Source organism: Massilia sp. Se16.2.3 (assembly GCF_014171595.1).
In the GTDB taxonomy this organism is placed as follows: domain Bacteria; phylum Pseudomonadota; class Gammaproteobacteria; order Burkholderiales; family Burkholderiaceae_D; genus Telluria.
On sequence record NZ_CP050451.1, the window covers coordinates 4,721,521 to 4,743,077 of the forward strand.

Annotated in this window: 18 protein-coding genes and 2 pseudogenes; 10 read left to right on the top strand and 10 right to left on the bottom strand. The window is 65.6% G+C overall.

The window, feature by feature from the left end:
• The first annotated feature begins 106 nt into the window (after positions 1 to 106).
• Both cphA and G4G31_RS21590 read left to right on the top strand, forming a co-directional pair.
• Positions 107 to 2,692, top strand: a complete 2,586-nt coding sequence (cphA, locus tag G4G31_RS21585) for a cyanophycin synthetase (RefSeq protein WP_182989327.1) — start codon at positions 107 to 109, stop codon at positions 2,690 to 2,692.
• Between the two features lie 140 nt (positions 2,693 to 2,832).
• A complete protein-coding gene (locus G4G31_RS21590) occupies positions 2,833 to 3,456 on the top strand; it encodes a LysE family translocator (RefSeq protein ID WP_182989328.1) in 624 nt (207 codons plus the stop codon).
• A gap of 30 nt (positions 3,457 to 3,486) precedes the next feature.
• Here the strand turns inward: G4G31_RS21590 and G4G31_RS21595 are convergent, their stop codons facing one another.
• The 5 genes from G4G31_RS21595 to G4G31_RS21610 form a co-directional block, all read right to left on the bottom strand.
• Positions 3,487 to 3,777, bottom strand: a complete 291-nt coding sequence (locus tag G4G31_RS21595) for a PEP-CTERM sorting domain-containing protein (protein WP_202033669.1) — start codon at positions 3,775 to 3,777, stop codon at positions 3,487 to 3,489.
• A complete protein-coding gene (locus G4G31_RS21600) occupies positions 3,761 to 4,141 on the bottom strand; it encodes a hypothetical protein (protein WP_182989329.1) in 381 nt (126 codons plus the stop codon). The genes G4G31_RS21595 and G4G31_RS21600 overlap by 17 nt, the downstream gene beginning before the upstream one ends.
• 169 nt (positions 4,142 to 4,310) lie before the next feature.
• Positions 4,311 to 5,570 (bottom strand): hybrid sensor histidine kinase/response regulator, encoded by a 1,260-nt coding sequence (locus G4G31_RS28705; protein WP_308621829.1) that lies wholly within the window; start codon positions 5,568 to 5,570, stop codon positions 4,311 to 4,313.
• Positions 5,531 to 8,416: a CheR family methyltransferase gene (locus G4G31_RS21605; protein ID WP_308621831.1), complete on the bottom strand. Its 2,886-nt coding sequence runs from the start codon at positions 8,414 to 8,416 to the stop codon at positions 5,531 to 5,533. The genes G4G31_RS28705 and G4G31_RS21605 overlap by 40 nt, the downstream gene beginning before the upstream one ends.
• Positions 8,417 to 8,522: 106 nt before the next feature.
• On the bottom strand, positions 8,523 to 8,900 hold the full coding sequence (locus tag G4G31_RS21610; protein WP_182989330.1) for a hypothetical protein: 378 nt from the start codon (positions 8,898 to 8,900) through the stop codon (positions 8,523 to 8,525).
• A 227-nt stretch (positions 8,901 to 9,127) separates the two neighbouring features.
• On the opposite strand from G4G31_RS21610, the gene G4G31_RS21615 reads away from it, so the two are divergent.
• The 5 genes and pseudogenes from G4G31_RS21615 (at position 9,128) to G4G31_RS21635 (ending at position 14,235) form a co-directional block, all read left to right on the top strand.
• Complete coding sequence (locus tag G4G31_RS21615) at positions 9,128 to 9,580, top strand: response regulator (protein WP_229425178.1); 453 nt, start codon at positions 9,128 to 9,130, stop codon at positions 9,578 to 9,580.
• Positions 9,581 to 9,639: 59 nt separating this feature from the next.
• Positions 9,640 to 9,855 carry a hypothetical protein gene (locus tag G4G31_RS21620; RefSeq protein ID WP_182989331.1) on the top strand — a complete coding sequence of 72 codons (216 nt, stop codon included), beginning with the start codon at positions 9,640 to 9,642 and terminating at the stop codon, positions 9,853 to 9,855.
• A 118-nt stretch (positions 9,856 to 9,973) separates the two neighbouring features.
• Positions 9,974 to 10,387 (top strand): VOC family protein, encoded by a 414-nt coding sequence (locus G4G31_RS21625; protein ID WP_182989332.1) that lies wholly within the window; start codon positions 9,974 to 9,976, stop codon positions 10,385 to 10,387.
• A gap of 128 nt (positions 10,388 to 10,515) precedes the next feature.
• A pseudogene (gene mutS / locus G4G31_RS21630) lies at positions 10,516 to 13,222 on the top strand (DNA mismatch repair protein MutS).
• Positions 13,222 to 14,235: a hypothetical protein gene (locus tag G4G31_RS21635; RefSeq protein ID WP_182989333.1), complete on the top strand. Its 1,014-nt coding sequence runs from the start codon at positions 13,222 to 13,224 to the stop codon at positions 14,233 to 14,235. Before mutS ends, G4G31_RS21635 begins: the two are co-directional and overlap by 1 nt.
• A 487-nt stretch (positions 14,236 to 14,722) precedes the next feature.
• Here the strand turns inward: G4G31_RS21635 and G4G31_RS21640 are convergent, their stop codons facing one another.
• Positions 14,723 to 15,274, bottom strand: coding sequence for a peptidylprolyl isomerase (locus G4G31_RS21640; RefSeq protein ID WP_182989334.1), 552 nt, complete (start codon positions 15,272 to 15,274; stop codon positions 14,723 to 14,725).
• Positions 15,275 to 15,389: 115 nt separating this feature from the next.
• On the opposite strand from G4G31_RS21640, the gene G4G31_RS21645 reads away from it, so the two are divergent.
• The 3 genes from G4G31_RS21645 (at position 15,390) to G4G31_RS21655 (ending at position 17,570) form a co-directional block, all read left to right on the top strand.
• Positions 15,390 to 16,511, top strand: coding sequence for a cupin domain-containing protein (locus tag G4G31_RS21645; protein ID WP_182989335.1), 1,122 nt, complete (start codon positions 15,390 to 15,392; stop codon positions 16,509 to 16,511).
• Between the two features lie 16 nt (positions 16,512 to 16,527).
• On the top strand, positions 16,528 to 17,007 hold the full coding sequence (locus tag G4G31_RS21650; protein WP_182989336.1) for a hypothetical protein: 480 nt from the start codon (positions 16,528 to 16,530) through the stop codon (positions 17,005 to 17,007).
• A gap of 272 nt (positions 17,008 to 17,279) precedes the next feature.
• Positions 17,280 to 17,570, top strand: coding sequence for a hypothetical protein (locus tag G4G31_RS21655; RefSeq protein ID WP_182989337.1), 291 nt, complete (start codon positions 17,280 to 17,282; stop codon positions 17,568 to 17,570).
• 552 nt (positions 17,571 to 18,122) lie between these two features.
• On the opposite strand, the gene bamC is transcribed toward G4G31_RS21655, so the two are convergent.
• The 4 genes and pseudogenes from bamC to G4G31_RS21675 form a co-directional block, all read right to left on the bottom strand.
• A complete protein-coding gene (bamC, locus tag G4G31_RS21660; RefSeq protein ID WP_229425179.1) occupies positions 18,123 to 19,277 on the bottom strand; it encodes an outer membrane protein assembly factor BamC in 1,155 nt (384 codons plus the stop codon).
• Positions 19,278 to 19,342: 65 nt separating this feature from the next.
• Positions 19,343 to 20,227 carry a 4-hydroxy-tetrahydrodipicolinate synthase gene (gene dapA, locus G4G31_RS21665; RefSeq protein ID WP_182989339.1) on the bottom strand — a complete coding sequence of 295 codons (885 nt, stop codon included), beginning with the start codon at positions 20,225 to 20,227 and terminating at the stop codon, positions 19,343 to 19,345.
• 61 nt (positions 20,228 to 20,288) lie between these two features.
• Positions 20,289 to 20,859 (bottom strand): annotated as a pseudogene (locus G4G31_RS21670) (class I SAM-dependent methyltransferase).
• Positions 20,859 to 21,512, bottom strand: coding sequence for a site-2 protease family protein (locus tag G4G31_RS21675; protein ID WP_182989340.1), 654 nt, complete (start codon positions 21,510 to 21,512; stop codon positions 20,859 to 20,861). The pseudogene G4G31_RS21670 and the gene G4G31_RS21675 overlap by 1 nt, the downstream one beginning before the upstream one ends.
• Between the last annotated feature and the right edge of the window lie 45 nt (positions 21,513 to 21,557).

The following is a 21,557-nucleotide window of genomic DNA, read 5'->3' on the forward strand; positions in this document are numbered from 1 at the left end:
TGTCCCCGCCGGCCGGGACACCAGTGCACACATTGTCCCGGTCCGCCGGGATATCGGCGCCGCCGCTTCCACGGACGGGGCGGCCCTCATAAAGGAATACAGGTTTATGGAAGTATCTCGCGTAAGGGCCCTGCGCGGCCCTAACCTCTGGAGCCACCACACCTCGGTCGAGGCCATCGTCGCCTGCACCCCGGACGAGGAATCGATTGCCGCCCTGCCCGGCTTCGAGACGCGCCTGCGTTCGCGCTTTCCCCAGCTCGGCGACCTGCAGCCGCAGGGCCATGAAGAGGACACCCTCGACCCGGTGCCGCTGGCGGAAGTACTGGAAATCGTCGCCCTGGCCCTGCAGGCCGAAGCCGGCTGCCCCGTCACCTTCAGCCGCACCACCGCCACCGTCGACAGCGGCATCTACCAGGTCGTGGTCGAATACAGCGAGGAAGCAGTCGGGCGCCTGGCGCTCGAACTGGCCCGGCAACTCATCGACGCCGCGCGCAACGATGCGCCTTTCGACCTGCAGGCCGCGCTGGTCCAGTTGCGCGACCTCGACGAAGACGTGCGCCTCGGCCCGTCCACCGGTTCGATCGTGCAGGCCGCCGTCGAGCGCGGCATTCCCTACCGCCGCCTGACCGAAGGCAGCCTCGTGATGTTCGGCTGGGGCAGCAAGCAGCGCCGCATCCAGGCCGCCGAGATCGACGCCACCGGCGCGATTGCCGAAACCATCGCCCGGGACAAGGAATTGACCAAGCGCCTGCTGGACGCCGCCGGCGTGCCCGTGCCGCTGGGCCGTACCGCCGTCGACCCCGACGACGCCTGGGCCGTGGCCCGGGAGATCGGCCTGCCGGTCGTGGTCAAGCCGAAGGACGGCAACCGGGGCAAGGGCGTCACCGTCAACATCATGACGAAAGAGCAGATCACGGCCGCCTTCCATTCGGCGTCCGAGTTCCGCGACGATATCCTGGTCGAACGCTACCTGCCGGGCCACGACTACCGCCTGCTCGTCATCGGCGACAAGCTGGTGGCCGCCGCGCGCCGCGATCCGCCGAACGTGGTGGGCGACGGGGTGCACACGGTGCGCCAGCTGGTCGAACAGGTGAACCTGGACCCGCGCCGCGGCAACGGCCACTCGACCTCGCTGACCAAGATCCGCTTCGACGACATCGCCCTGGCCAGCTTGAGCAAACAGGGCCTGCAGGCCGACTCCGTGCCCGAGAAGGGCCGCCGCGTCATCCTGCGCAACAACGCCAACCTGTCGACCGGCGGCTCGGCCACCGACGTCACCGACGACGTCCATCCGGAAGTGGCGGCGCGCGCAATCGCTGCGGCGCACATGGTGGGCCTGGACATCTGCGGCGTCGACCTCGTCTGCGACAGCGTCCTGAAACCCATCGAGGACCAGCACGGCGGCATCGTCGAAGTGAACGCCGCGCCGGGCCTGCGCATGCACCTGTCGCCTTCGTTCGGCAAGAGCCGCGACATCGGCTCGGCCATCGTCGACATGATGTTCAAGGACGGCGACGACGGCCGTATCCCGGTAGTCGCCGTCACCGGCACCAACGGCAAGACGACCACGGTGCGCCTGATCGCCCACCTGTTGACGGCTTCCGGCCTGCGCACCGGCATGACCAACACCGATGGCGTCTACATCGAAGGCCGCCGCATCGACAGCGGCGACTGCAGCGGCCCGCGCAGCGCGCGCAACGTGCTGCTGCACCCGGACGTGGACGCGGCCGTGTTCGAGACCGCGCGCGGCGGCGGCCTGCTGCGCGAAGGCCTGGCCTTCGACCGCTGCCAGGTGGCGGTGGTGACCAATATCGGCGCCGGCGACCACCTCGGCCTGAACTACATCACCACGCTGGAAGACCTGGCGGTGCTGAAGCGCGTGATTGTCCAGAACGTCGTCGAAGGCGGCATGGCGGTGCTGAACGCGGCCGATCCGATCGTTGCCGAAATGGCGGATTACACCCGGGGCGACGTCACTTTCTTCGCCCAGGATGGCGGCCTGCCGCTCATCGCCATGCACCGTGCCCAGGGCCGGCGCGTGGTCTTCGTCGACAATGGCTTCCTGGTCTGCGCCCGGGGCAGGCAGGAGACGAGGATCGCCCTGGCGGAAGTGCCGATCACCCGCGGCGGCGTGATCGGGTTCCAGGTCGAGAACGTGATGGCCTCGGTGGCCGCGGCCTGGGCCGTCGGCCTGGACTGGGACAAGATCCGCCTCGGCCTCAAAACCTTCGTCGGCGAAAGCGACAACGCGCCCGGCCGCTTCAATGTGTTCGATTATCGGGGCGCCACCCTGATTGCCGACTACGGCCACAATCCGGACGCGATCGCGGCCCTGGTGTCGGCGGTGGAGAACATGCCTGCCAAGCGCCGTCTGGTCGTGATCAGCGGCGCCGGCGACCGCCGTGACCAGGACATCACCCAGCAGACCGAGATCCTCGGCAAGTCCTTCGATGACGTGCTGCTCTACCAGGACCAGTGCCAGCGCGGCCGCCCGGACGGCGAAGTCGTCGCCCTGCTGCGCCAGGGTCTGACCGGCGCCACCCGCACCACCCACATCGAAGAGATCAACGGAGAATTCGTCGCGATCGACCGCGCGCTCGCGCGCTTGAACGCGGGCGACCTGTGCCTGATCCTGATCGACCAGGTGGACGACGCATTGGCGCATATCGCCAGGCGGGTCGCGGAAGCATGATTCGTAGGGTAGGCGGGTCTCCCGCCTACGCGTTCGACAGCGGCTCGCATATCCGTACCGGTAATTTCTTGCCGTGGTTGAACGCGTAGGCGGGGAACCCGCCTACCCTACGTCCGCATCATTATTCGAATAAGAAAACCATGCTCGCACCCGACCAGTTCCTCGCCTTCCTGCTCGCCGCCATCCTGCTCACCGCCTCTCCCGGCCCGGACAACCTGATGGTGCTCGGCCTGGGCATGTCGAAGGGACGCCGACCCGGCATGGTGTTCGGACTGGGATGCGCGCTGGGGTGCCTGAGCCACACGCTGCTGGCCGTGGTCGGCGTCAGCGCGGCGATTGCCGCCAACCCGGCCGCCTTCGACGCGCTGCGCATCGGCGGCGGCGTCTATCTGGTGTGGCTCGGCATCGGCGCGCTGCGCAGCCAGGGCGGCGCTACCGCCAGCAAGGACGTTGCCCCGCACTCGCTGCGCAAGCTGTTCATGAAGGGCCTGCTGGCGAACGCCATCAACCCGAAGGTGGTGCTGTTCTTCCTGTCGCTGCTGCCGCAGTTCGTGGTGCCCGCCAACGGCAACGTGCCGGGCCAGATGCTGGCGCTGGGCGTGACCTTCACCGTGCAGGCGGCGGTCCTGTTCGGCCTGCTCGGCTATTTCGCGGGCGCCATCGGGGCCTGGCTGGAGCGTCAACCAGGTGCCGGCAAGTGGCTCGACCGTCTTGCCGGCACCGTGTTCATCGGGCTTGGCGCCAAGCTGATCCTGTCGCGCTGAGCACCTGGCCCGGCTGCCGCCATGGACGATTTACGCGGCCGCGCGCCTGCGCCGTGCCGCGCCGATCCCGCACAGGCCCGGGCCCAGCATCGCGAGCGTCGCCGGCTCCGGCACCTGGACGGCGCCGTTGGCGTCGGGCGTAATCGCCACGCGGGCACGGAAGTATTCGAGCGGATCGCTCGGGAAGAAATCCTGCATGTACAGGGTCCAGCTGCCGTACATTTCCATCCCGTCGAAGGCCGACAGCGCCTGCTCGGGCCGGAACACGCCGGCGCTGATGCGAGGACCTGGGCGGTTTGCCGCTTCATCGTCGAAGCTCACGCCAACGCGGCCGGCGCCGCTGCCCGCCCGGACCTTCGTTGTAGGTACCGTAGGCACGGACCAGGTCGACGCGCCGGCCGTCCGGCGCAATCAATGCGAACGAGAACTCGTCCTCATACGGAATGCCGCGTCCGATGCAGCGGCTGCCGTCCGCGCCGATCGGCGGGTCGTCGCATTTCGAAAATTCAAGGTAGATGTTCAGGTCGGAAATAATGCCGCGCGCATTGACCCGGAGCTGACGGGTCGCTTCACTGCCATCGACGAGCGCGTATCGGGAGTTGGTGCCGATAACGGTGGCCGAAGCGGAGGCGCAAAACAGGAAGGTCGCGATGGCGGGGGCGAGACGTCGGGCAGCGTGGCGCATGGGCTCTCCTTATTGTTGGAATAAACCATGAAGCAAGTTTCGCGCCGCATTCGGAATCTGCGCGATATCAAGCGCTTGGCAAGCCGCCAGCAAAGGCCAGCGCGGCGCCTGTAAAGCATATCGACAAGGCACGGCCGGCGCGCCTTGTCTTCGCTACGCCCTGCCGCGTTCAGTCCTGCCCGGCGCCGGCCACGCGCCGCGGCAGCAGTTCATGGATGATCGCGTGCAAGCCGTCGATCGACACCGGTTTGCCGAGGTGGGCCGAAAAGCCGGCACTGCGCGCCTGGGCGATATCGATGTCGCGCTGCATGCCGCTGACGGCGATCGCCGGCAGTGCCGCTAGTTTCGGATCCTCGCGCACGCGGCGCAGCAATTCGTAGCCATCCATTTCCGGCATCGAGATATCCGAGATCAGGAGATCGACCGGTTCGTGTTCGAGAATCTCGAGCGCCTCGCGCGCGCCGGTGGCTTCGAACACGGTCGCGCCGCCCATCTCGAGCAGGGACTTGAAGACCATCAGCATCTCTTCCATGTCGTCGACGGCCAGGATGCGCAGCCCGGCCATGGTGTCATGGATGTCGCCTGTGGACTCGTCCTGGGGAATCGCGCGGCCGTCGAGCAGCGGTAGCCAGAAGCTGAAACGGGAACCTTTGCCCACGCCTTCGGAGTAGGCCTCGACCCGTCCGCCGTGCAGCGCCACGATCTCGCGCACCAGCGCCAGGCCGATACCCAGGCCGCCCTTCGAGCGCGTCGTCACCGAGGTGCTCTGGCCATACATGTCGAACACGTGCGGCAGGAAAGTCGGTGCGATGCCCTGGCCGTTGTCGACCACGTCGACGCGGGCGTGCCCGTCGTCGCGCCCGATGCGCACTTCGATGCGCCCGCCGGCCGGCGTGAATTTCACCGCGTTGCTCAGCAGGTTCATCATCACCTGTTCGATGCGCACCATGTCGGCCAGCACATAGGCATCGTCGGCATCGTTGACGACGTCGATGCTGACGTCGCGCGTGGACGGGTCGGCACGCTGGACCTCGGCGATGCCCTGCAGCATCGGGCCCAGCGCCGCCGGGGCCATCGCCAGCGACAGCTTGCCGGTGCGTACCCGCGACATGTCCATCAGGTCGTCGATGATTTTCGCCTGGCTGATCACCGCGTTGCGGATCGTGCTGGCGGCGCGCGTGAAGACCGGGGACTTGCGGATCTCCGGCATGCGCGCCAGCAGTTCGACGTTGATGTTGATCATGTTCAGCGGATGGCGCAGCTCGTGCGACATCACCGACAGGAACTCGTCCTTGAGGGCGACCGCGTTCTGCACTTCCGACTCGCGCGCCGTGGCGTCGCGCGCGATCTTCACGTAGCCATGGAATTCGCCATTGCGCAGCGGTGTCGTCACGCCGCTGCAGTAGACGCGCTTGCCGTCCCTGCGCATGTGCCAGCGCTCGTCCCGGCGCGACCCTCGGCGCGGGCGCGCCGCAATTCGTCGACCGGCACGCCGGCGACCACGTCTTCCGGCGCGAACAGGCGCACCGTGCTTTGCCCCTCCATCTCCTGGAAGTTCCAGCCGAACAGGCGCGTGGCGCCGTTGTTCCAGCTGGTGACGAGTCCCTCCTCATCGAGGGTGATGATGGCATAGTCGTCGGTGCTCTCGGCAACCATGCGCATGCGCGCCTCGCTGGCGCGTGCCTGCTCCTCGGCCTGGCGCCGCGCCGTGATGTCGAAGAAGGTCATCACCGCGCCTTCGATGCGGTCTTCGTTGGTACGGTAGGGCAGCAGGCGCACGATATAGCAGCGCCCCTCGGTGCTGCGCACCTCGCGCTCGACCAGGCGCAGCGTCTCGAAGGTGGCGCTGACGTCCTCGGCCAGTCGGTCGTAGTCGAGGCGGTGCGTCAGGTCGAGCAGGGAGCGGCCGATGTCGGTGGAAATGATCGAGAACAGGTCGGCCGCGCGCGGCGTGAAGCGCTTGATGCGCAGGCCGCTGTCGACGAAAATCGTGGCGATGTCGGTGGAGGCGATCAGGTTGTTCAGGTCGTCGTTGGCCTTGCCGGTTTCTTCGACCTTCACCTTCAGTTCATAGTTGACGGTGACAAGCTCCTCGTTGACCGATTGCAGCTCTTCCTTGCTCGTTTCCAGCTCCTCGGTGGCCGAACGCAGCTCTTCGTTAATTGCCTGCAGTTCCTCGTTCGATGCGCGCAATTCCTCGGTCGAGATTTCCGAATTCTCTATCGTTTCCTGCAACTGCTCGCGCTTGCGCTGCAGTTCCGCTTCGAGCTGGGACAGCACCACGTCGTGGCTGCCATACGTGGTCGACACGGCGGTGCGTTCGGCCGCCGGTTCGGCGCGCTTGAACAGCACCAGCAGGAAGTCGGTGTCGGCCTCCTCGTCACGGAAGGGCCGCACCGTCATGGCGACGGTGCCAAGCTCGGGTTTCTCATGCAATTCGATCGGCCGGCAATCGACGTTGTTGCCATTCTGCGAGGCCTGGTACATCGCCGAGCGCAGTTCCAGGCGCAGTTCCGGCAGCACCAGGGTCAGCAGGCTGCGCGAGGGCTCGCCGCCGGCAAGGCGCAGGAACTGCCCCGCCTGCTCCGACATGTGCACGATATTGCCTTCGGCGTCGACGATGGCCGACGGCGGCGCGCACTGGGCCAGCGCGCGCTGGTGCAGCTCGGCATAGGAATACTGGCGCTTGCCCGTGGTCTTGGAACGGACCGTCTCGACCGGGCGCGCACCGGCCGCAGCCGAGCTCGAGGGCTGGTAGCTCACGGTGCGCATGCCGCCGCGGGCGCGGTAGATCCGGTTCTTCTTGTCTACCGGAACGAAATATTCGGACACCGACTCGGCCGACTCGGAACTGCCGAGGAAGAGGTAGCCCCCGGGTTTCAGCGCGAAATGGAAGATCTGCAGTACGCGGGTCTGGACTTCGCGGTTCAGGTAGATCAGCAGGTTGCGGCAGGAAATCAGGTCGAGCCGGGAAAACGGCGGATCGCGCAGCAGGTTGTGGGAAGCGAACAGGATATGGTCGCGCAGCGACTTGCGGATGCGGTAGCGGTCTTCTTCCTTGGTGAAGTACTGGCGCAGGCGCGCCGGCGCCACGTCGGTAATGATCGCGGAGGAGAAGGACCCCGAGCGCGCGCTGGCGATGGCGCGATCGTCGATGTCCGATGCGAACACCTGGTAGCTCGGCGGATGGTCGGACTGCGCGGCCTGGTCGGCCAGCAGCATCGCCAGCGAATAGGCTTCCTCGCCGGTGGCGCAGGCCGCCGTCCAGACACGCACCTCGTCGCTAGGGCCCTTGTCCTTGAACAGTTCCGGAATGATCTCGCGCTCGACCGCCTCGAAGGCCTCGCGGTCGCGGAAGAAATTGGTCACGCCGATCAGCATGTCGGCCAGCAGGGCCTTGTGCTCGGCGGCGTCGGAGGCGAGCAGGTCACGGTATTCGGGCAGTGTGCGCATGCCGCGCACCTGCATGCGGCGCTCGACACGGCGCAGCACGGTAGCGCGCTTGTAATGGCGAAAATCGTGGCCGGTATTGTTCAGCAGCCCGGCAAGGATGTCGCGCAGGGCGTGCTCGGCGTCGGCGGTATCGACCGGGCTGGTCGTCAGCGCGAGCGGCGCGTCGCCATCGTCCACCGGCGGCAGCTCGATGCTGCGGGCATTGTTCCACAGGTCGATCAGCCTTTGCGGCATCTCGATTACGGGCAGCACGAAATCGACGGCGCCGGTGAGAATGGCCGCGGCCGGCATGCCTTCGTGTTCCGCGTCAATCGGCGCCTGCACGATCGTGACGCCGCCCTGCTCCTTGACCCGCGCCAGGCCGACCGCCCCATCGGCACCGGTACCGGACAAGACGATCGCCACCGCGCGCTCGCGGTGCACTTCGGCCAGGGTACGGAAGAACATGTCGATGGCGATATGCTTGCCGCGCGGCCGGTCGAGCTGGTCGACCACCAGCAAGCCGTCCATCATCGACATCTGCTGGTTGGGAGCAATCACGTACACGTGGCCACGCTCGATGTGGACGCGCGAACTGACTTGAATGACAGGCATGCGGGTGGCACGCTGCAGGATCGCCGCCGCCGAGCTCGGATGCCTGGGCGAGAGGTGCAGGATCACCACGAAGGCCATGTCGTTTACTGCTGGCATGTTTTCGAACAGCTGCACCAGTGCAGGCAGACCGCCGGCGGAGGCACCGATGCCGACTACCGGAAAATCGAGGTTGCTGCGCACGACCCCGGGGTGGGTGGGCGTGCTGGGCGCGTTAGTGGAATCGTACATCGTAGCCATCGAGGAAAAGGATACGCAAGTCTAAACGATCCGCCATCGCACAGGGAAAAGTTATGAACATAATTAACACATTATCCCGTACGCATGCCCCCACTCGTCAGCTTCCGAAGTAGCGCAGGTCGAAGTCGAGTACCCACTGGATCTTGGACGTGGACAGCGGCTCGGCCACCGTCGCGTCGCATTGCGCCTGCCACGCTTCGTTGGCGGCCGGAGCGCCGGGGGGCTCGATGCCGACAATAGCGGCGCCCGGCGCCAGCGCCCGCAGCTTCTGCACATAGCCGCTCGCCTCGCCCTCCGCGCTGCCGGACATGGCGGTGAAGATGACGTCAAAACGCACTGTGCCGAGCAACTTCAGCGCCGCTTGCCGGGTGACGGTCACGGCGATGTGGCCCATGCTCCCCAGCAAACTGCGGATGTCGGCGGGGGTGTGGTCCGATGAATGGATCACCAGGATCGTTTTTCGTTGAGTTGCCATGCTACTTGGGTTACGTCGTTCAGCGATAAATCAAGACCAGCTCCCTATTTTATTTTCGTGCCGTTCCTTTTGGAACGGTTTCGGACCGGCAAAAAGACCGGCTTGGATGGGCGAGCGACCGCGCGGGCAATCGTTCGCTGCGGATTCACCGTTTGCTTCATACTGAAGCCTGTTCCGTACCCGAACAGGAAAGGCGGGTTGGTATGCAATCGATCGGGAAAATTGCAATGCAGGCTACACTGAATGTCGACTGGTCTTTTTCCAGCATGACGAAGCCACGCGCCATGCCCGCGCATGGCGAGCGAGAGAACGAACACGCCCAGTCCGGCAGCCTGGTCCGCAAGGTGATGGTGGTCGACGACGAGGAAGACCTGGCCAACCTAGCCGAGGCCTTGCTCAGCAGCGAGGGGCTGGAGGTCATGGTCGCCAACTCGGCCAGGGACGCGCTGGACCTGCTCGGGCAACACGACGACATCGACGCCATCTTCTCCGACGTGATGATGCCTGGCATGACGGGGCTGCAGCTGGCCGACGCCGTGAGCGATATGTATCCGCGCATTAAAGTGGTGCTCACTTCCGGCTACACGCTGCCGGCCCTGCTGGCCGACCGCAAGCGCCAATACCTGTTCACGCCCAAGCCCTACCGGCTGGAGACGATCATGAAGCTGCTGCGCAGTTAAAGGACAAAGGGCCCTGAGCTGGGGCCCGCACCATTTTCAACACACTTGGGGGAAGCACCATGCGACACATCCAGCTCGAACGACGCAACGACCTGCACCGCGAACACCTTGTCGATGTCGGCCTCATGCTCAAGAATGCCCACGGCGCCGACTTCGCGCGCGACTACCTCGAGGAAGCCGAGGTTCCCGAATCCCTGATCAGGCGAGTGCTCACGGTGTCGAAGATGCGCGCATCGGACGCGGTGACGCCGAGCGGCTTCGACGATTTCATCTGATGTCGGCCCCACTGCCACCCGTCTTGCATAAAATGCATTGTTGATCTTGCCACCTTTACTGGATGGATATACAGTTGTGCGCTCTATCCGCACGACACATCCATCCAGGGAGGATCACATGCTCGACCACATGACGTTTCGCGTGACCGATATCGGCCGCACCAAGGCCTTTTACAGCGCGGCGCTCGCGCCACTGGGCTACAGCCTGCATGCCGAGGGCAACTACGGCATGAACGTACTGGGCTTTGCGCGTCCCGACGCGCTTGAGCCCGACGGCAAGAAGACCGATGTCTGGTTTGTCGATGGCCCCTCGCCCTACGGTGGTCCCGCGGCCACGACCGGCTGCCACCTGGCCTGGCGTGCCGCCAGCCGCGCGCAGGTCGATGCCTTCTACGAGGCGGCCATTGCTGCCGGCGGCAAGGACAACGGCGCACCCGGCCTGCGCCCGGACTACCACCCTCATTACTACGGCGCCTTCGTGATCGACCCGGAGGGCAACAATATCGAAGCGGTGTGCCACCAGCCGCGATAGCGGACACCGGCTGCCGGGTGCGCTCGCCGCCCCGGCGCTATCACTTCGCCATCTCCAGCCCAGCCGATGGTTGTAGAATGTCGGTCCTGGCCCGGCGCCGCCGCCCGGCCTCCCAGAACCCGATCGACATGACCACCGTCCCTACCGAAATCAACGCCGCCGCGGCAAAAGCAGCGTCGGAGAAGCACACGCCCATGATGCAGCAATATCTGCGCATCAAGGCCGACTACCCCACCATGCTGGTGTTCTACCGCATGGGCGACTTCTACGAGCTATTCCACGACGACGCCGAAAAGGCCGCGCGCATCCTCGGCATTACCCTGACCGCGCGCGGCGCGTCGAACGGCAATCCGATCAAGATGTGCGGCGTGCCTTTCCACTCGCTGGACGGCTACCTGGCCAAACTCGTGAAACTGGGCGAATCCTGTGCGATTTGCGAGCAGATCGGCGACCCCGCAACGTCCAAGGGTCCGGTCGAGCGCAAGGTAGTGCGCGTGGTCACGCCCGGCACCCTGACAGATTCCGACCTGCTGCCGGAAAAGGCCGAGCGCCCGCTGCTGGCTTTGTACTCTCTGCCCGCGCGCAAGAACGTCACGGTCGGCCTGGCCTGGCTGTCGCTGGCCAGCGGCGCGCTGCGCCTGATGGAATTTTCCGGCGACGCGAAAACCGTCGACACGCGGCTGGCCCAGGAACTGGAACGCATCGCCCCGGCCGAGATCCTGCGCGCCGACGATGGGGCGCATGGCGGATTCTTCGACGACGATCCGATTGCACACACCCAGCGCGTGCCCGACTGGCATTTCGATGTCGTCAAGGGCCACAAGGCCCTCCTCGACCAGCTGAACGTGGCCACCCTCACCGGCTTCGGCGCCGAGGGACTCGGTGCCGCGTTTGGCGCGGCCGGTGCGCTGCTGCGCTATGCCCAGGCGACGCAAGGGCGCGGCCTGCAGCACGTGAACAGTCTTTCGGTCGAAAGCGAAAACGAATTCATCGGCCTGGACGCCGCCACCCGCCGCAACCTGGAACTGACCGAGACCATCCGCGGCCAGGAGTCGCCCACGCTGTTCTCGCTGCTGGACGGCTGCAAGACGGCGATGGGTTCGCGCCTGCTGCGCCACTGGCTGCACCATGCACGGCGCGACCAGGCGGTCGCCCGTTCGCGCCATGAAGCCATCGCCGCACTGGCCCAGGCGGACGCGGGTGCGGGCTTGTCCGGGACGCTGGGCGAGGTGCCCGATATCGAACGCATCACCACGCGCATCGCCCTCCTGAGCGTGCGTCCGCGCGACCTGGCCAGCCTGCGCGATGGCCTCAAGCAGCTGCCGGCACTGCGCGAGCAAGTGGCGCGCTGCTTCATCCCCGGCGACTCCTGCCTGCTGCGCGCACTGCACGACGCCATCCAGACGCCGACGGCCTGCGCGGATTTGCTGGCGCGTGCGGTGGCCCTTGAACCGGCCGCGATGGTGCGCGACGGCGGCGTGTTCGCACCCGGGTTCGATGCCGAGCTGGACGAACTGCGCGCGCTGTCGGAAAACGCCGGCCAGTTCCTGGTCGACCTGGAAACGCGCGAGCGCGCCCGCACCGGGATTGCCAACCTGCGCGTGGAATACAACCGCGTGCACGGCTTCTACATCGAGGTCACCAACGGCCAGGCCGACAAGGTGCCGGATGACTACCGCCGCCGCCAGACCCTGAAGAACTGCGAGCGCTACATCACGCCGGAACTCAAGGCCTTCGAGGACAAGGCGCTGTCGGCGCAGGACAAGGCGCTGGTGCGCGAGAAGCAGCTCTACGACGAGCTGCTGGCCTGCCTGGCACCGCACATCGGCGAGTTACAAAGCGTGGCCGCCGGCCTGGCGCAGATCGACGCGCTGGTGGCACTCACCAACCACGCGCTGGCCCACAACTGGTGCGCCCCTGCCCTGGTCGACGCGCCCTGCCTGAGCATCGTCGAGGGCCGCCACCCGGTGGTGGAGCGCCAGATCGAGCGCTTCATCGCCAACGACTGCAAGCTCTCGAACGACCGGCGCCTGCTGTTGATCACCGGCCCGAACATGGGCGGTAAATCGACCTTCATGCGCCAGACCGCGCTGATCGTCCTGCTGGCCTATGTGGGCAGCTACGTGCCGGCGACCAGCGCCACCATCGGCCCGATCGACCGCATCTTCACCCGCATCGGCGCCAACGACGACCTGGCCGGCGGGCGCTCGACCTTCATGGTGGAGATGACCGAATCGGCCGCGATCCTGAACGGCGCCACCGAGCACTCGCTGGTCCTGATGGACGAAGTCGGGCGCGGCACGTCCACGTTTGATGGCCTGGCGCTGGCCTGGGCGATTGCGCGCCACCTGATCGACAGCAGCCGCAGTTTTACCCTGTTCGCCACCCACTATTTCGAGCTGACCCAGCTTCCCGAGACCCACCCGAGCGCGGCCAACGTGCACCTGTCGGCGGTCGAGCACAAGGACAGCATCGTCTTCCTGCACGCGGTGCAGGAAGGCCCCGCGTCGCAGAGCTACGGCCTGCAGGTGGCGCAACTTGCCGGCGTGCCGCCGGGCGTCATCAAGGCTGCGCGCAAGCACCTGGCGCGGCTGGAATCGCAGGCGGTGGGCAGCACACCGCAGCTCGATCTGTTCGCGCTGCCCTGCGACGAGCCTGAGGACGCCGATGCCGCGGCTGCTGCCGCTGCGCCGGAGCCCCAGCTTGCGCCCGCGCTGCTCGACGCCCTGGCCGAACTCGACCCGGATGCGCTGACGCCGCGCGAAGCCCCTCGCGCGCCTGTATGAACTGAAGCGTCTCGCTGCCGACAGTTGCGCCGTGAGCGGCACCGCCTGATGGGGCGCCCGCGCGTCGCCGCCCTGCTGGCCGCCGCGCTGTGCGTGGCGGCGTGCGCGTCGTCTGCCGTCGCAAGGGACGGGGTACCGGACAAGAAGCACGAACTGGCCCGCCACGGCGCCCGCCTTGACGCCCGCAAGGCGCGGCCTGACGGCGCCGCGCACCGCTTCGGCATCATTGGCCACAGTTTCGCCGTGCCCGGCGACACCCGCTTCAAGAAGGCCCTGGCCGACACCAACGACAGCTCGCTCGCCTTTGTCGTCGTCACCGGCATCAAGGGCGTGCAGGAACCCTGCGGCGACAAGCTGTACCGGGAACGGCGCGAACTGCTCGAGCGCGCGAGGCGTCCCGTCATCGTGCTGCCGGCGGGGAGCGACTGGACCGAATGCCGCAACACGGCGGGCCGCACCAACGCGGCCGAACGCCTGAACCGCATGCGCGAGCTGTTCCACGGCGAGCCGGAGTCGCTCGGCGCGAAGAAGCTCCCGCTCACGCGCCTGTCGACCAGCCCGCGCTTTCGCAGCTATGCCGAGAATGCCCACTGGACGGTGGACCGGGTGATGTATGCCACCGTCAACCTGCCGGCGAATAACAACCACTACCTGGCCGCAGCGGGTCGCAACAGCGAGTACGAAGACCGGCAGGTGGCCACGCGCTTCTGGCTGAACCGCCTGTTCACGCTCGCGCGGCGAGACAAGGTCGATGCCATCGTGCTGTTCTCCGAAGGCGACCTGAAACCCCTGGCCGAACCCACGGGCTTGCGTAGCCTGCTGCGGCGTGCTCCCGCCACCTTCGACGGCTTCGCCTCCGCGCGCAAGCAGGTCCAGGCGCTGGCGCAGCGCTTTGGAGGCAAGGTTTTGCTGGTCGACAGCGCGGCACTGCCGAAGAACGGCCATCCGGCGATCGAATGGCGCGAGAATGTGGGGCACCTGTCGGTGGGGGGCGAGGCGGTCGAGGTGGATGTCAGGCCGGGGGAGAAGAACCTGTTCAGGCTGAAGGAGGCGGGGGAATAAGCCCTTCAGGCGCCGTTTCGGTCAGGGCGAACGAAACGCCGAGCGTTGCGGCATGTCCCGCGTGGGCACAGGGCGCCCACCCTACGAAAGTTGGCACGCGTAGGGTGGGCGCCCCGTGCCCACCGCGCATGTTCGATTCGCCTTGGTTCGTAGGGTGGGCGCCCCGTGCCCACCGCGCATGTTCGATTCGCCTTGGTTCGTAGGGTGGGCGCCCCGTGCCCACGCGGACATCGGATTCGTCACCTCGCCCGTTCGTCCCGCATGTCGAAACCGTAGGGTGGAAGGCTCCACCTCGATGCCTGCACCGAGGCAGCGCATGCGCCGTCCACGCGTTCAACCACCACCCGAAACCTCGCGACCGGCATCCGGCGCTTGAACGCGTGGACGGCATCACGGCAGCGTGCCTGCCCATGCTCGGGTTCAGCCGTCCACCCTACGCAAGGCCCAATGCAAAACCGGGGACACCAGGTTCCCGGTTCTCGACTACTTAATGCAGCGGCTGGCTACGGAAATGATCGCCCGGCTCGCCTTCGTCGCCGCCCTCTTCCTCTTCACCATGGTGGTGACCGTGGGCGCCGTGCACGTGGCCGTGGGCGATTTCTTCGGCGGTGGCTTCGCGCACGTCGATCACCGACAGCTCGAAACGCAGGGCCATGCCGGCCAGCGGGTGGTTACCGTCCAGCACGACCTTGTCGTCGGCGATTTCGGTGACGGTGAAGATCAGCGGCTCTTCGTCCGGCGCGCCGTCGGCCATGCCCTCGAACTGCATGCCCACTTCCAGCGGCTCGGGCAGGACCTTGCGGTCTTCGACCTTGACCAGCTCGGCGTCGTAGTCGCCGAATGCGTCTTCCGGCTCGACCTGCAGGGTCGAGGTGAAGCCGACTTCCTTGCCGTCGAGGTGTTCTTCGATTTTCGGCAGCGTGTTCTCGTAACCGCCATGCAGGTAGACCATCGGCTGCACGCCTTCTTCGATCAGGTTGTTCTGCGCATCCGACAGTTTGTAGTTGACCGACACGACCGTGTTCTTGGCAATCTTCATCGCACTTCCTTTCGTTGTAAGCTGCGGATTATACCCCTGCCCCAGCCTTGCCTGCGCATGGGCCGTGCATGGCCCTGCTTTGGCCTCCACGGGGCTCGCTCCGCTATAATGAAGCATGAAAAATTTACCGCTCCTGGGGAACCTCACCCCCGCCCAGTTCCTGCGCGATTACTGGCACAAGAAGCCACTCTTGATCCGTAACGCCATCCCCGGTTTCAAACCCCTGCTCAAGTTCGACAAGCTGGTCGAAGCCGCCGCCAGGAATCACGTCGAGTCGCGCCTGGTCACCCTGCAGGACGGCCAGTGGGACATGCAGCACGGCCCCTTGCTTGAGCTGCCGCCGCGCACCCAGCGCGAATGGACGCTGCTGGTGCAGGGCGTGAACCTGTTCGACGAACGCGCCGACGCGCTCCTGCGCGAATTCCGCTTCCTGCCCGACGTGCGCCTGGACGACCTGATGGTCAGCTATGCCACCGATGGCGGCGGCGTCGGCCCGCACTTCGATTCCTACGACGTCTTCCTGCTGCAGGCGCACGGCCGCCGCCGCTGGAAGATCAGCGCCCAGCAGGACCTGTCGCTGGTCGAGGGCCTGCCGCTGAAGATTCTGTCGAACTTTACGCCGGAACAGGAATTCGTGCTCGAACCGGGCGACATGCTGTACCTGCCGCCGCACTACGCCCACGACGGCGTGGCCGAGGGCGAATGCATGACCTATTCGATCGGCTTCCGCTCGCCCTCTTACCAGGAACTTGGCGAAGCTTTTCTCCAGTTCATGGCCGACTCGATCGACCTGCCGGGCCGCTATGCCGACCCCGGCCTGCAGCCGGCGAAAAACCCGGCCGAGATCCCGAAGGAGATGCTCGCCAGCGTCACCGAGGAACTCAACAAGGTGCGCTGGGACCAGGAAGACGTGACGATCTTCTTCGGCGAGTACATGTCCGAGCCGAAGCACAACGTCTTCTTCACGCCCCCGGGCAAACCGCTCGTCGTCGGGCGCTTCATGGAGGCTGCCGCCAAGCGCGGCCTGAAGCTGTCGCCCAAGACGCTGATGCTGTATCGCGGCAAGCATGTATTCATCAATGGCGAGTCGTTTGCCGTCAGCCGCGCCGACAAGCCCGTGCTGGACCTGCTGGCGAACGAGCGTCGCCTGGAGGGTGCCGCGCTGGAGCAGGCGTCCGACGATGTACTCGAGGCGCTCTACACCTGGTACCAGGACGGCTGGATCGAACTGGGCTGACTGAAAGGAACCGAACATGCTTGAACCGGCAAGCCTGCGTTTCGACACCCGCCGCGACTGCGAAGCGCACTGGCGCCAGGTAGTGGGGCTGGCGCGCATGCGGCTCGACATGTTCGATCCGGACTGTTCGGTCTTTCCCTTGGGCGCGGTGGATGTCGAGACGCTGCTGCGCGGTTTTTTCGCGGCCGGCGGCCGGCTGCGCCTGGCGCTGCACGACAGCCGCCACATCGAACGCCATGCGCCGCGCTTCCTGCGCCTGCAGCGCGACTACGGCCACCTGATCGAGTGCCGCCAGACACCGCGCACGCTGCGTCACCTCACCGATTCCTTCACGATCGCCGACGATCTGCATGTGCTGCGCCGCTTCCATAGCGACCACATGCGCGGGGAAGCTGCCTTTGCCATGCCGAGTGCCGTCGAGCTGCCCGCGCACCGTTTTGGCCTGCTGTGGGAAGAGGCGCATCCAGCCCTGAAAACGACGCTGACCGGCCTTTAATTGTGTATACATTTCAACAAGTTAGGCCTAATTCTTGTTGCTGTAGCATCTTGTAACAAAATGAACCTTAACAAGTCACAAAATACTTACATTTTGGCATGCTTTTTCTATTGCGATTCGGTAAATTTGGCTATAATATCGGGTTAGGAAGGTTCCGTTGTCTATCAGGCACTGTTACCAGTATGAAAGTACACGAGAATTCCGACGAGCGATAATTACCGGTAATTATTAATCGCGACAACAAGAGTACTTACTTAATTAAGGAAAAAATCATGAAAAAATCCCTGCTGATCATCTCCCTGATGGCTGTTGCCCTGGCTGCTTGCTCGAAGAAAGAAGACGCTGCTACCACCACCCCAGCTGCGACCGAAGCTCCTGCTGCAACCACCACCACGACCACCACCGACGCTGCTGCTCCTGCTGCTGCACCGGCTGACGCTGCTGCTACCACCCCAGCTGCTGACGCTGCTGCTGCTGCCGCTACCGCTTCGGCTGCTGCTTCGGAAGCCGCTTCGGCTGCTTCGACCGCTGCTGACGCTGCTGCTGACGCTGCCAAGAAGTAATCAGATTTTTTCTGATGCGAAAGCCGGCCTACGGGCCGGTTTTTTTTCGCCTGGCGGTTTGTGGACGGTGGGCTCGGGGCGCCCACCCTACAGCTGCACGCATGTCAATTGGGGCGTAGGGTGGAGTCCCGACTCCACGCGGTGCGCCGGATGCACAGTGTTCCCATTCTCCTGGAGCGGTACCCGTGCAGCCCGGTGCTCTTTACCGTCGGGCCGGCGCAGGCACGGCCGCGTGGAGTCAGGACTCCACCCTACGGATGGGTGCCACTGGCGCACTCTGCCTTTGCGTCACTTACGTAGGAAACCCAGCGTCTGAAGGTTCGCAGGGTGGAGTCCCGACTCCACGCGGTACAGCACATGCATCGCGCTCAGGACGCGTCGCCCAGCACGCAGGCATTCCGATGCTCTTTACCGTCGGGCCTGCGCAGGCACGGCCGCGTGGAGTCGGGACTCCACCCTACGGATGGGCAGCACCCGTGCTCTCTTTCCTGGGGGCGCGAACGTAAAAAAGCCGGCCACACGGGCCGGCTTTTTGCTGAGCATGATTGACGCTTACTTCAGCTCGTCGTTCAGCTGCGTCAGGATCTTGGTCGCGGTCGCCGAGGTATCCGGCTGGCCGGCGTTGTCCTGCACCGTCACCGTGCTGCTGGTGCCGGTGTCGGCGCCCTTGACGATCACGCGGTAGCGCTGCGCTTCCTTGGCCTTCTCGGACTCGCCGAAGCTGAACAGGCGCGAGAAGAAGCCTTCCTTGTTCGAGCCGTCCGGATCGACGTAGCGCACGAAGTAGACGCCCTGGACGCGGTCGCGGTCTTCGACGGTGAAGCCGACGCGGTCGAGCGCCAGGCCGACGCGGCGCCATGCGCGGTCGAAACCCTCGTCGACTTCGACAGCGTTGCCCACCAGCTTGGCGTGCAGCGGCGCCTGCGTGGCGTTGGCAACCGTTTCCTGCGCGGCCTTTTCCTGCGCCGGCTCGGTGGCGCCGGTCAGGCGTGCCACCAGGCGGCCCAGGAACTGGGCTTCCAGCGCCGGATCGTTCGGACGCACGGTCCAGACCGTGGTTTCCTTCTGGGCGCCGCTCAGCACCTCTTCGGCGCCGCGGTGGCTGATGTAGATTTCGGTCGAGCCGTCCGGCAGGCGCTCGAGGCGGGTGCGGTATTTGTCGCGCTCGCCGGTCGAGTAGGCATTGCCGAACACGCGGCCCAGGGTGCTGCGCAGCATGTCCTGCGGGATCTTCGAGCGGTTTTCCTGCCACTCGGTTTCCATGGTGCCGGTCGTCTGCGATTCGCTGGCGATCGTGAAGCCGGCCTCTTCCCAGAACTGGCGCAGTTGCGGCCAGAGCTGCTCGGGGGTCTGCTTGACCACCAGCCAGCGCTGGTCGCCGGCGCGCTCGACGCGCACAGCCTCGGTCGAGACCGGGCCGATCGTGCCACTGGCGGCGGCAAGGCCCGCGCCAGGAGCGGCCTGCGTGCCCGCGCCCATGCCGGACGCGGTGGCCACGCCACGGCCTTCCGGCACGGCATAGCGATTGTCCTTCTGCAGTTGGGTCAGGTCCGGCGGCACGTCCAGCGGCGCCGCTTTCTTGGAGGACTTGTAGTCCACCCGGTCGGATTCGAAAATGGTGGTGCACGCCGCCATCGACAGCGCCAGCGCGGTCAGGGCGACGACGCGTGCGGCAGGCGCGGAAACGTTCGCAAGCGGGAAGGTCATCTTGTTGCTTTTAGTCATATCGCAAATCACTATTTCAGATCGGTAAACCAACACCCTTGCGGGACTCAGGATTGTGGGAGCAGGCCCGCGCCAACCAGCGCGCCGCGAACGGTGTCGTGGAAGGAGCTCGACAGGGGTGCCAGCGGCAGGCGCAGGCCGGCGGGCATCTTGCCCATTTCCGCCAGGGCCCACTTGACCGGCACCGGGTTCGGCTCGATGAACAGCTTGGCGTGCAATGCCATCACGCGTTTATTGATCTCGATGGCGCGGGCGATGTCGCCGGCCATGGCGGCCGCGCACAGTTCGTGCATCGCGCGCGGGGCGACGTTGGCGGTAACCGAGATATTGCCGGCGCCGCCGCAGAACATCAGCGCCATCGCGGTCGGATCGTCGCCCGAGTACACGGCGAAGGACTTGTCGACCATGCTCAGCAGCTCGATGCCGCGGCCGATGTTGCCGGTGGCATCTTTCACGCCGACGATATTGTCGATCTGCGCCAGGCGCGCGATGGTCTCGTTGCTCATGTCCGCGACCGTACGGCCGGGCACGTTGTACAGGATGATCGGGATGTCGACCGCTTCGGCAATGGCCTTGAAGTGGCGGTACATGCCTTCCTGGGTGGGACGGTTGTAGTACGGCACCACCTGCAGCGAGGCGTCGGCACCGACTTCCCTGGCGTGACGGGTCAGCGCGATGGCTTCGACGGTCGAATTGCCACCGCTGCCGGCGATCACCGGGATGCGGCCGGCGGCATGGTCCACCGCCAGCTTGATCAGTTCGCCGTGCTCTTCCGGGCTGACCGTCGCCGATTCGCCGGTGGTGCCAACGATGACGATGCCGTCGCTGCCTTCGTCCACATGCCAATCGATCAGTTTGCGCAGGCTGTCCTGGTCGAGACTGCCGTCGTCGAACATTGGCGTGACGATTGCTACAATGCTGCCCTTAATCATATTCAGTGGAACGTGCCGAAAAATAAAAATCTGATTGTAGCGGATCGTCCGCCAATATGGTTCATTCCCGACCAGATAAATGGTCGAGCTTCGCCCCGGAGAATGCATACGCCCACCCTGCCGCGCACAGGCGCTGCACCCGCGCCGGCTTCGGATCGGCAATGACGCCGTCCTCGTAAGCCAGCACCTGCAGGCAGTTTGCCCCGGCCAGTTCCAGCAATTCGCCGGGACGCAGCAGGAAGGCGGGATTCGACGGCTTGCCAAAGGCTTCGTTGCCAAGGGCAAAGGTTTCGTAGATCAGGAGGCCGCCCGGCGCCAGGCCCGACAGCAGTGCCGGCAACAAGGGCCGGTGCAGGTAATTGGTGACGACGATGCCGGCGAAGCGGCCGGGGGCGAAGGGCCACGGTGCACCAGGGGCTTCCAGGTCGTATTCGAAGGTCGCGATGCCGGGCCCGGCGCTCGCGGCCAGGGCAGCGGGGTCGCGGTCGACCGCCAGTACGGCATGCCCGAGGGAAGCGAACAGGCGCGCATGGCGCCCGCCGCCGCCAGGCCAGGTCGAGCACCTCGCCCGCCGGCACGCAAGGCGCGAAGCGGCGGACCCAGGCGGACGGCTTGTCGAGCGGCGCGTGCATCAGCTCAGCAGCAAGGTGAGCGGGGTCGCCAGCAGTTTCACAGCCTGGCCGCCCAGCCACATCACGGGCTGCACCCAGAACGAGAGCACGTTCAGCCACAGCAGCGCCAGCAGGATGAAGAATCCGTACGGCTCGAGCTTCGCGAACTTGTAGGCCAGGCCGTGCGGGAGCATGCTGGTCACCACACGGCCACCGTCGAGCGGCGGCAGCGGGAACAGGTTGAAGGCGAAGATCAGCAGGTTGGTGACGACGCCCGCCTGCGCCACCTTGTGCGGGAATTCCTCGCCCACGTTCAGCGCCACCAGCACCATGGCGAAGATCAGCCACAGCAGCGCCATGACGAAGTTCGCGCCGGGACCCGCGAGCGCCACCCAGGCCATGTCGCGTTTCGGGTTGCGCAGGTTACCGAACTGTACCGGCACCGGCTTGGCGTAACCGAACACGAAGCCGGACGTCATGTACAGGGCGATCGGAATGATGATGGTCCCGAACAGGTCGATGTGCGACAGGGGATTGAGGGTCATGCGTCCCTGTGCATAGGCCGTGTTGTCGCCGAAGTAGCGGGCGGCAAAGGCGTGGGCAGCTTCGTGCAGGGTAATCGCGAACAGAACGGGCAGCGCGTAGACTGCGATATTGCGAATGATTTCATCCATAAGGGAACGATTCTAGCAGAGCCGGGCGCAATGGCCCGGCCTGGT